Source organism: Streptomyces sp. W16, from assembly GCF_033194735.1.
Lineage (GTDB): Bacteria > Actinomycetota > Actinomycetes > Streptomycetales > Streptomycetaceae > Streptomyces.
In genome coordinates this window covers 1-8,333 of record NZ_JAWOAI010000452.1, presented here as the reverse complement: position 1 = coordinate 8,333, position 8,333 = coordinate 1, and the positions used below count along the sequence as shown (strand labels likewise).

At 71.5% G+C, this 8,333-nt stretch carries 9 protein-coding genes; 5 read left to right on the top strand and 4 right to left on the bottom strand.

The window, feature by feature from the left end; translation table 11 throughout:
- Together R6V09_RS39900 and R6V09_RS39895 are read left to right on the top strand one after the other, a co-directional pair.
- Window positions 1-864: DUF7825 domain-containing protein (locus tag R6V09_RS39900; RefSeq protein WP_317886381.1), on the top strand; the 864-nt coding region annotated here is incomplete at its 5' end.
- A 132-nt stretch (window positions 865-996) separates the two neighbouring features.
- On the top strand, window positions 997-2,460 hold the full coding sequence (locus R6V09_RS39895; RefSeq protein ID WP_317886380.1) for a GNAT family N-acetyltransferase: 1,464 nt from the start codon (window positions 997-999) through the stop codon (window positions 2,458-2,460).
- Here the strand turns inward: R6V09_RS39895 and R6V09_RS39890 are convergent.
- Window positions 2,429-3,697: a trans-sulfuration enzyme family protein gene (locus R6V09_RS39890; RefSeq protein ID WP_317886379.1), complete on the bottom strand. Its 1,269-nt coding sequence runs from the start codon at window positions 3,695-3,697 to the stop codon at window positions 2,429-2,431. The genes R6V09_RS39895 and R6V09_RS39890 overlap by 32 nt on opposite strands.
- Window positions 3,698-3,757: 60 nt before the next feature.
- Here R6V09_RS39890 and R6V09_RS39885 point away from each other — a divergent pair, with 60 nt between their 5' ends.
- Together R6V09_RS39885 and R6V09_RS39880 are read left to right on the top strand one after the other, a co-directional pair.
- Window positions 3,758-4,252, top strand: coding sequence for an Lrp/AsnC family transcriptional regulator (locus R6V09_RS39885; protein WP_317886378.1), 495 nt, complete (start codon window positions 3,758-3,760; stop codon window positions 4,250-4,252).
- Window positions 4,253-4,285: 33 nt separating this feature from the next.
- A complete protein-coding gene (locus R6V09_RS39880) occupies window positions 4,286-5,977 on the top strand; it encodes a DUF885 domain-containing protein (protein ID WP_317886377.1) in 1,692 nt (563 codons plus the stop codon).
- A 119-nt stretch (window positions 5,978-6,096) separates the two neighbouring features.
- Here the strand turns inward: R6V09_RS39880 and R6V09_RS39875 are convergent, their stop codons facing one another.
- Both R6V09_RS39875 and R6V09_RS39870 read right to left on the bottom strand, forming a co-directional pair.
- The gene (locus R6V09_RS39875; RefSeq protein ID WP_317886376.1) at window positions 6,097-6,615 is read right to left on the bottom strand and encodes an immunity 21 family protein; all 519 of its coding nucleotides are present in this window, start codon (window positions 6,613-6,615) and stop codon (window positions 6,097-6,099) included.
- A 104-nt stretch (window positions 6,616-6,719) separates the two neighbouring features.
- A complete protein-coding gene (locus tag R6V09_RS39870; RefSeq protein ID WP_317886375.1) occupies window positions 6,720-7,160 on the bottom strand; it encodes a rhodanese-like domain-containing protein in 441 nt (146 codons plus the stop codon).
- A 123-nt stretch (window positions 7,161-7,283) separates the two neighbouring features.
- On the opposite strand from R6V09_RS39870, the gene R6V09_RS39865 reads away from it, so the two are divergent.
- Complete coding sequence (locus R6V09_RS39865) at window positions 7,284-7,730, top strand: Lrp/AsnC family transcriptional regulator (protein ID WP_317886374.1); 447 nt, start codon at window positions 7,284-7,286, stop codon at window positions 7,728-7,730.
- On the opposite strand, the gene R6V09_RS39860 is transcribed toward R6V09_RS39865, so the two are convergent.
- Window positions 7,724-8,333: SbcC/MukB-like Walker B domain-containing protein (locus tag R6V09_RS39860; RefSeq protein ID WP_317886373.1), on the bottom strand; the 610-nt coding region annotated here is incomplete at its 5' end. The genes R6V09_RS39865 and R6V09_RS39860 overlap by 7 nt on opposite strands.

Genomic DNA, 8,333 nt, shown 5'->3' with positions numbered 1-8,333 from the left:
GTGGCGGCAGCGGCGGCAGCCGAGCGCGCGGCGGCGCTCGGTACGGCCGAGGGTGCCCGGCTCGCCCGATGGCTGTCGTCCGGGGAACCCGTGCTGCCCACGAGCCGACGACGCTCCGCCGGAACGCGCGTCCAGCTCGAATTCGGTGAACTCGTGTCGCTGCAGGCCGAATTCCCGGCGGGATTCCGCGAGTTGGGGCAGCCGACGACGGTCTACGGCGAGCGTTGGTACTGCTACCACTGGAGCCGGAACATGCAGCAGCACTGGCTCGCGATACTTCCCGAGCTGCGCGAGCTGGTGGCGGTACGGGTGCTGCGGGAGGTGTCCGGCGCGGCCGTGGACGACACCCGGGGCGCGGCCACCGTCCTCCCGTCGCTGGCTGAGTCCGACGGCGCGGCCGGCGAGGCGACGCACCTGTGTCTGGCATACGGGCTGGGGGCCCGGCACCCGCAGGACCGGCTCGCCGCGGTGGACGCGTTGCTGGTGCTCGCAGCACGGGGACAGCTGGACGGGGCCCGGCTGGGCGCGGATCTCGGGCAGCTGGTGCGGAGCGGGGCGGTGAAGCCCTCACGGCTCGCCGAGTCGGTGCGGACAGGGTCCGCCACCGGGGCGAACACGAGCATATGGGGAATCCTCCGCCACACCCTGCCCGCGCTGCTCGCCGACCTCGACGGCGACATCAAGCCCGCAGTGGCGCGGGGGCTCGGGGACCTGCTCGCCGTGGCCGCCGAGTGCGCGGAGCGGTCCGGGGCACAGGGCGAACTGCCGCATCTGGCGCAGACGGCGGACCGCGTCGGCTCGTCCCGACTGGTCACGCAGGCGCGTCGGCTGCGCAGCGCGCTGGTGGCTGGGGTGGCCGTATGACGTAGGACGGCAGGCCTGACCTTCAGGGCAGCACACTCGTAAAAAGAACTGCAAAAGGTACAGAACCACGCTTTTACCGGTCGGTCACAGAGCGTTCGTGATCACGCAACACCCTTCCTTCACAGTGGTTGCATGAGTCGAGACATGTTTGATGTGACACGCGCCAGGCACGGGCGTCCGGTGCACCACTGGCGGCGCGACCTGGTGGAGCTGGCGGCGCTGTTCACGGCGGTCGCGGTGGCGGACGTCGTGGCGAATCTGGTGGGGCACGGGCCCGAGGGACCGGTACTGCTGGCGATCTCCGCGCTGGCGCTGATCGCCACAGCGGGGTTCCACACATGGTGGTCACGCCGCCACGGTCATGCGCCTCCTACGGGTGATACCGGTGCCCGGTCGGCCGCGCAGGTGCGGCAGGCCGGGCCCTCCGAGTCGGAGTCCTCGATCGAGTCCGAGTCGGAGTCCCAGCAGTCGTCCGTGGCGCCCGACGGCGTCACCGAGCCGGCCACGCTGTGGCGCATGCGGACCACGGTGCGGGACGCGCCCGGATCGCTGGCCGTGTTGTGCACGGCGCTGGCCGGACAGCAGGTCGACATCCTGAGTCTGCAGACGCATCCGCTGGCCGAGGGCACGGTGGACGAGTTCCTGCTGCGGGCGCCGGGCGAGGTCGCGGGGTCCGAGATCACCCGGGTGGTGGCGTCGGCCGGCGGTTCGAGCACCTGGATCGAGCGGGCCGACGCCCACGATCTGGTGGACGCGCCGACCCGGGTCCTGGGCCTGGCCACCCGCACGGCCCTGGACGCGGCGGAACTGCCGCTGGCGCTGCGGCAGTTGCTGGGCCGGTGCACCATCCGTTCGCTGCCCGCGGCCACTTCGGGCAAGGGCCGCGAGCCGGAGTCGGTGCCGACGGAGGGGGCGTTGGAGGACACGGTGATGCGCCTGCGGGCGCCGGAAGGCGGAGTGATCACCGTGGAGCGGCCGTATCTGCCGTTCACGCCCACCGAGTTCGCCCGGGCGCGGGCGCTGGTGGAGCTGGACGCCCGGCTCGGTCCGCGCATCCCGCGCAGCCAGGACGTACTGACGCTGCCCGAGGGCAACGCGATCACCGTGCGGCGCGCGGACACCGGCGATCTGGACGCGGCGCGGGAGATGCACGAACGCTGCTCCGCGCGCACGCTCGGTATGCGGTATCACGGGCCGGTCGGTGACGCCGACCGCTATCTCAACCACCTGCTCTCCCCGCGCTTCGGCCGGACGCTCGCGGTGCAGACGGCCTCGGGCCGGATCGTCGGACTCGGGCACCTGCTGTGGGACGGGGACGAGACGGAGGTCGCGCTGCTTGTCGAGGACGACTGGCAGCGGCGGGGGATCGGGAGTGAGTTGTTGGGGCGGCTGGTGGGGATGGCTGTCGAGGCCGGGTGCGAGAGTGTTTATGCCGTGACTCAGGCGTCCAACACGGGGATGGTTGCGGCGATGCGGGGGCTTGAGTTGCCGCTCGACTATCAGATCGAGGAGGGGACGTTGGTGGTCACGGCTCGGTTGGGTGCGGCGGCGGGAGCTGCGGAGGTCACGGGGTTCGGTAGGGCCGAAGCTCCGTAGCGGTTGCGGTTTCGTTGGCGGGTGCGGGTGCGTTGTGGCTGGTCGCGCCCCGCGGCGGAGCCGCATATGCATACAGCCCCGCGCCCCTGGATGGCGCTAGCGCGCCGTCCAGGTCCGCCCATAGGTCCTCGACATCCTCCAGCCCCACCGACAACCGAAGCAGACGGTCGCTCACTCCGGCGCCCCGCCGGTCCGTCTCCTCCACCACCCGATGGCTGATCGACGCCGGATGTTGGATCAGGCTGTCCACGCTGCCCAGGCTCACCGCCGGGGTGATGAGGTGGACGCCGGCGATGACCTCGTGGGGGTCGCCGTGGATCTCGAAGGCGATCATCGCGCCGCCTATGCGCGGGTAGTGGACGTGGGCGACGCGCGGGTCGGCGGAGAGGCGGCGGGCGAGTTCGGCGGCGGTGGCGGATGCGGCCCGTACCCGGATCGGCAGGGTCGCGAGGCCGCGCAGCAGGAGATAGCCGGCCAGTGGGTGCAGTACGCCGCCGGTCGCGAAGCGGATCTGGCGCAGGCGCCCGGCGAACTCCTCGTCGCAGGCCACCACGCCCGCCATCACATCGCCGTGCCCGCCGAGGTATTTGGTGGCGCTGTGCAGGACGAGGCGTGCGCCGTGTTCGGCGGGGCGTTGCAGGACGGGGGTGGCGAAGGTGTTGTCCGCGAGGAGGGGCACCGAGCCGCAGGAGTGGGCGACGGCTCGCAGATCGAGTTCGGCGAGGGTCGGGTTGGCCGGTGACTCGACGACGACGAGCCCGGTGTCGGGGCGCAGCGCGTCGGTGATTCCGGCCGGGTCGGTCCAGGTCACCTCGGAGCCGAGAAGACCGGCGGTGAGCAGGTGGTCGCTGCAGCCGTAGAGGGGTCGTACCGCCACCACATGGCGCAGCCCGGTCGCGGCGCGCGCCAGCAGGACGGCGGTGAGGGCCGCCATGCCGCTGGCGAAGGCGACCGCGCTGTCGGTGCCTTCGAGGCGGGCGAGGGCGGTCTCGAAGCGGGCGACGGTCGGGTTGCCGAGGCGGCCGTAGACGGGCGGGCCGTCGGGTTCGGCGCCGGTGGTGGCGAAGGCGTCGATGCGGGCGGCCTCGCCACGGCTGTCGTACGACGGGTAGGTGGTCGACAGGTCGATGGGCGGGGCGTGCAGGCCCTGTCGGGCGAGGTCGTCACGGCCGGCGTGCACGGCTTCGGTGTCCAGTGCGCGCCGGGCTGGGGAGGGGTGCGGGCTCGTTGTGTCCATGGAGAGAAGGGTGAATATTGGCCGGGTTGGTGTGCCCGATCTCCGTGTTACGTTCGGTGGATGACCGATTCAGTCGTACTTGATCCGGTGGATCTTCATCTGCTGCGGTTGTTGCAGAACGACGCCCGGGCGACGTATCGCGAGCTCGCGGCGCAGGTCGGGGTCGCGGCGTCGACGTGTCTGGACCGGGTGGCGCGGTTGCGCCGGGCCGGTGTGATCCTCGGGCATCAACTGCGGCTCGATCCGGCGAAGTTGGGGCGCGGTCTGGAGGCGCTGCTTTCGGTGCAGGTCAGGCCGCATCGGCGGGAGTTGGTGGGGCCGTTCGTGGAGCGGGTCCGGGCGTTGCCGGAGTCGCGGAGCGTGTTCCATCTGACCGGGCCCGACGACTATCTCGTGCATGTGGCCGTCGCGGACATGGCGGACCTGCAGCGGCTGGTGCTGGACGAGTTCACGTCACAGCGTGAAGTGGCGCGCGTGGAGACCCGGTTGATCTTCCAGCAGTGGGACTGCGGACCCTTGCTGCCCCTCGCCACGCCCGTAGCTGAATCGGGGTGACGGGGAGAAGTCCCAGGTATGAGGATGGTCACCATGTCGCAGACCAACACTCCGCTGCCCCGGCAGGTCGCCGACGCCTACGTCGACGATCTCATCGCCCTCAACCCGGTCATCGGTACGTATCTCGGCGTGAAGGAGAGTTCGAGCAGGCTGCCGGATCTCTCCCCCGCAGGTCAGGAACGACTCGCGGAGCTTCAGCGAGCGACCCTCGCGAAGCTCGACGAGGCAGAGCGCCGGCCCGGCGCGGACAGTGGTGTCGAGCGCCGGTGCGCGCGCCTGCTGCGCGAGCGGCTGACCGCCGCACTCGGTGTGCACGACACGGAGGAGGGTCTGCGCGAGGTCGGCAATATGCACACCCCCGCGCACGCGGCGCGTGATGTGTTCACGGTGACGCCGGCGCAGACGGACGAGGACTGGGCGGCGATCGCCGAGCGGCTGCGCGCGGTGCCCACCGCGCTGGCCGGCTACCGCGAGTCCCTCCAACTGGGCCTGGACCGCAAGCTGTTCGCGGGCCCGCGGCCGACGGCCACCTTCATCGGCCAGCTCACCGAGTGGTCGGACCCGGACGGCCAGGGGCGCGGCTGGTACGAGGACTTCGCCTCGGCCGGACCCGAGTCCCTGCGCGCCGAGCTGGACGAGGCCGCCCGCGGGGCGACCGCTGCGGTGGTGGAGCTGCGGGACTGGATGCGCGACGTGTACGCGCCGGCGATCGAGGGCGCGCCGAACACGGTGGGCCGTGAGCGGTACGCGCTCTGGGCCCGCTACTACAACGGTACGGAGCTGAACCTCGACGAGGCGTACGCGTACGGCTGGTCCGAGTACCGCCGGCTGCTCGCGGAGATGAAGCGGGAGGCCGAGAAGGTTCTGCCCGGCGCCGAGACCCCGTGGGTGGCACTCGCGCATCTCGACGAGCACGGGCGGCACATCGAGGGTGTCGACGAGGTCCGCGACTGGCTCCAGGGTGTGATGGACAGGGCGATCGAGGAGCTTGACGGCACCCACTTCGAACTCGCCGAGCGGGTACGGCGGGTGGAGTCGCGGATCGCGCCCGCGGGCAGTTCGGCGGCGCCGTACTACACGTCACCCTCGCAGGACTTCTCGCGGCCGGGCCGCACCTGGCTGCCGACGATGGGACAGACCCGGTTCCCGGTCTACGACCTCGTCTCGACCTGGTACCACGAGGGCGTCCCCGGTCATCACCTCCAGCTCGCCCAGTGGGCGCATGTCGCCGAGGACCTGTCCCGCTACCAGGCGTCCGTCGGCATGGTCAGCGCCAACGCCGAGGGCTGGGCGCTGTACGCGGAGCAACTGATGGACGAGCTGGGCTACTTGAGCGACGCGGAGGAGCGACTCGGCTATCTGGACGGGCAGATGATGCGGGCCACCCGGATCATCGTCGACATCGGCATGCATCTGGAGCTGGAGATCCCGGCGGACTCGCCGTTCCACCCCGGTGAGCGGTGGACGCCCGAGCTGGCGCAGGAGTTCTTCGGGGCGCACAGCAGCCGTCCGGCGGACTTCGTGGAGAGCGAGCTGACCCGCTATCTCACGATCCCGGGCCAGGCCATCGGCTACAAACTCGGCCAGCGGGCCTGGCTGTTGGGCCGGGAGAACGCGCGGCAGCGGCACGGCGACGACTTCGACCTGAAGGCCTGGCACATGGCCGCGCTGTCGCAGGGTTCGCTGGGTCTGGACGACCTGGTGGACGAGTTGTCACAGCTCTGACGCCGGGGGTACGGCATCGGCGGCCGGGTCCGGGAGTTCGGGACCCGGCCGCCCTCCGCATCCGGCACCGGAACCGATGCCGACACCGGCATCGGGACCCAAGCCCCTTGAGCCTCCCGTCAGTTGGGCAGTCGTCGCAGTTGGACGAGGCCGAGCCAGGTCTCCGGGCCCGGCTGGGCGCGGCCCGCGCGGACGGCGTAGCGTCCCGGTTCCAGGTCGACTTTCAGATGCTCGGTGCCCTCGGAGTCCCGCCCGGGCCACGCCGAGTCGAACAGCACCAGCCGTCCGGGTACGTCCCACCGCACCTCGTTCTCCCAGGTCGCGGTGGCGAGCGCGGCGGGCACTCCGGCCAGCACCTCGTCCTCGGAGTCCGCGGCACACCACCGTACGAACGTGCCGTGCTCCGGCAGGAAGGAGGTCGAGGCGGGTTCGTCCCCCAGGACCAGGGCCGCGCTGTCCCCTACCGGCAGCAGGCCGACGCAGCCGCCGACCTCGCACGCCCGGTCGTAGTCCGAGGCCAGTTCATCGCCGTCGGCTCCCGTCCAGAACGGCAGCACCGTCTCCGGTACCGCTATGAGCGGCCCGCCGCCCGATTCCACCCACTGCACCGCCGTGTCCGGCTCCGCGTATCGCGCCATGGGCAGAACCTAACGCACAGCGAGCCCACATGTTCGTGGTTCGAGCTGCCGCGCGCGCCGCCAACTCGCCTGCGGGTACGGCCCGTTCACGGCCGGCCCCGGTTTCAGCAGCCGCAGTCGTCCGTGTCGACCGGCGCCGTCAGCGGGTCGGCCGGGCGTCGTTCCCGTCCCTGCCAGGTCTCGAACTCGAAGCCCTCGCGCACCCAGTACTCGAAGCCACCGAGCATCTCCCGTACCTGGTAACCGAGTTCGGCGAGGGCGAGGGCCGCGCGGGTGGCGCCGTTGCAGCCGGGGCCCCAGCAGTACGTCACCACCGGCACGGATCTGTCGAGGAGTCGCCCGGCCTGTTCGGGGACGAGTGCGGTGGGGAGGTGGACCGCTCCGGGGATGTGGCCCTGGTCCCAGGACTCGGTGGAGCGGGAGTCCACGACGACGAAAGCGGGGTCACCGGAGGCGAGCGCGGCGGCGACATCGGAGACGTCGGTGTGGAAGGCGAGGCTCGCGCGGAAGTGGGCGGCGGCTGCCGTGGGGGTGGTGCTGCTCATGGACCGGCCTTTCACCGAGGTGTCCTTACGCCCGGAAATCTACGGTCGTCGGTCGGGTCCCTGAAGTGGCGATTCCCGGTGTCCTTCTTGATCTGCCGGGGATTCCCCTGCTATTTCTCAGGAATGACCACGTATTCCCCGGACGCCACCGACTGGCGCATCCTCGACGTCCTCCAGCGGGAGGGCCGGGCCGGTTTCGCCGAGCTGGCCCGCGCCGTCTCCATGTCCGCGAGCGCGGTCACCGAGCGGGTGCGGCGGCTGGAGGAGGCGGGGGTGATCCAGGGGTACACGGCGGTCGTGGACCCGGAGCGGCTCGGCCTGCCGATCCTGGCGTTCGTGCGGCTGCGTTATCCGAACGCCAACTACAAGCCGTTCCACGACCTGGTCGCGGTGACGCCGGAGATCCTGGAGGCGCATCACATCACGGGCGACGACTGCTTCATGATCAAGGTCGCGGCCCGTTCGATGCGCCACCTGGAGGAGGTGTCGGGGCGGATCGGCGCGCTGGGCTCGGTCACCACCAGCGTCGTCTACTCCTCACCGCTCCCCCGCAGACCGCTGGGTCACTGACCCCGCTGCCGCACCGCCGACCCCGCTCGCCCCTTCACGACCTCCAGCTGCGCGTGGACGCGCCGGCGCAGGTCGGCGACATGGCTGACGATGCCGACGCTGCGGTCCCGTTCGCGCAGGGAGTCCAGGACGTCGAGGACCTCGTCGAGGGTCTGCTCGTCGAGGCTGCCGAAGCCCTCGTCGATGAAGAGGGTGTCGAGCCGGACCCCGCCGGCCTCGTCGGTGACCACGTCGGCGAGTCCGAGCGCGAGGGCCAGCGAGGCGAAGAACGTCTCGCCGCCGGACAGCGTCGCCGTGTCCCGCTCCCGCCCGGTCCACGCGTCGACGACATGCAGCCCGAGTCCGCTACGGCCGCGCCCGGCCCGGTCGTCGGAGTGGACGAGGGTGTAGCGGCCGGACGACATGCGGTGCAGCCGCGCGGTCGCGGGGGCGGCCACCTGTTCCAGCCGGGCGGCGAGGACGTACGACTCCAGGCGCATCCTGCGTTCGTTGTCCGCCGAGGTGCCGGCGGGGAGGGCGGCGAGGCGGGCCACCCGGTCGTACTCCTCTCTCAGCGGCGCCAGTTGACGTGCCCCGGCCGCCGACCGGGCGGAGAGCCGGTCG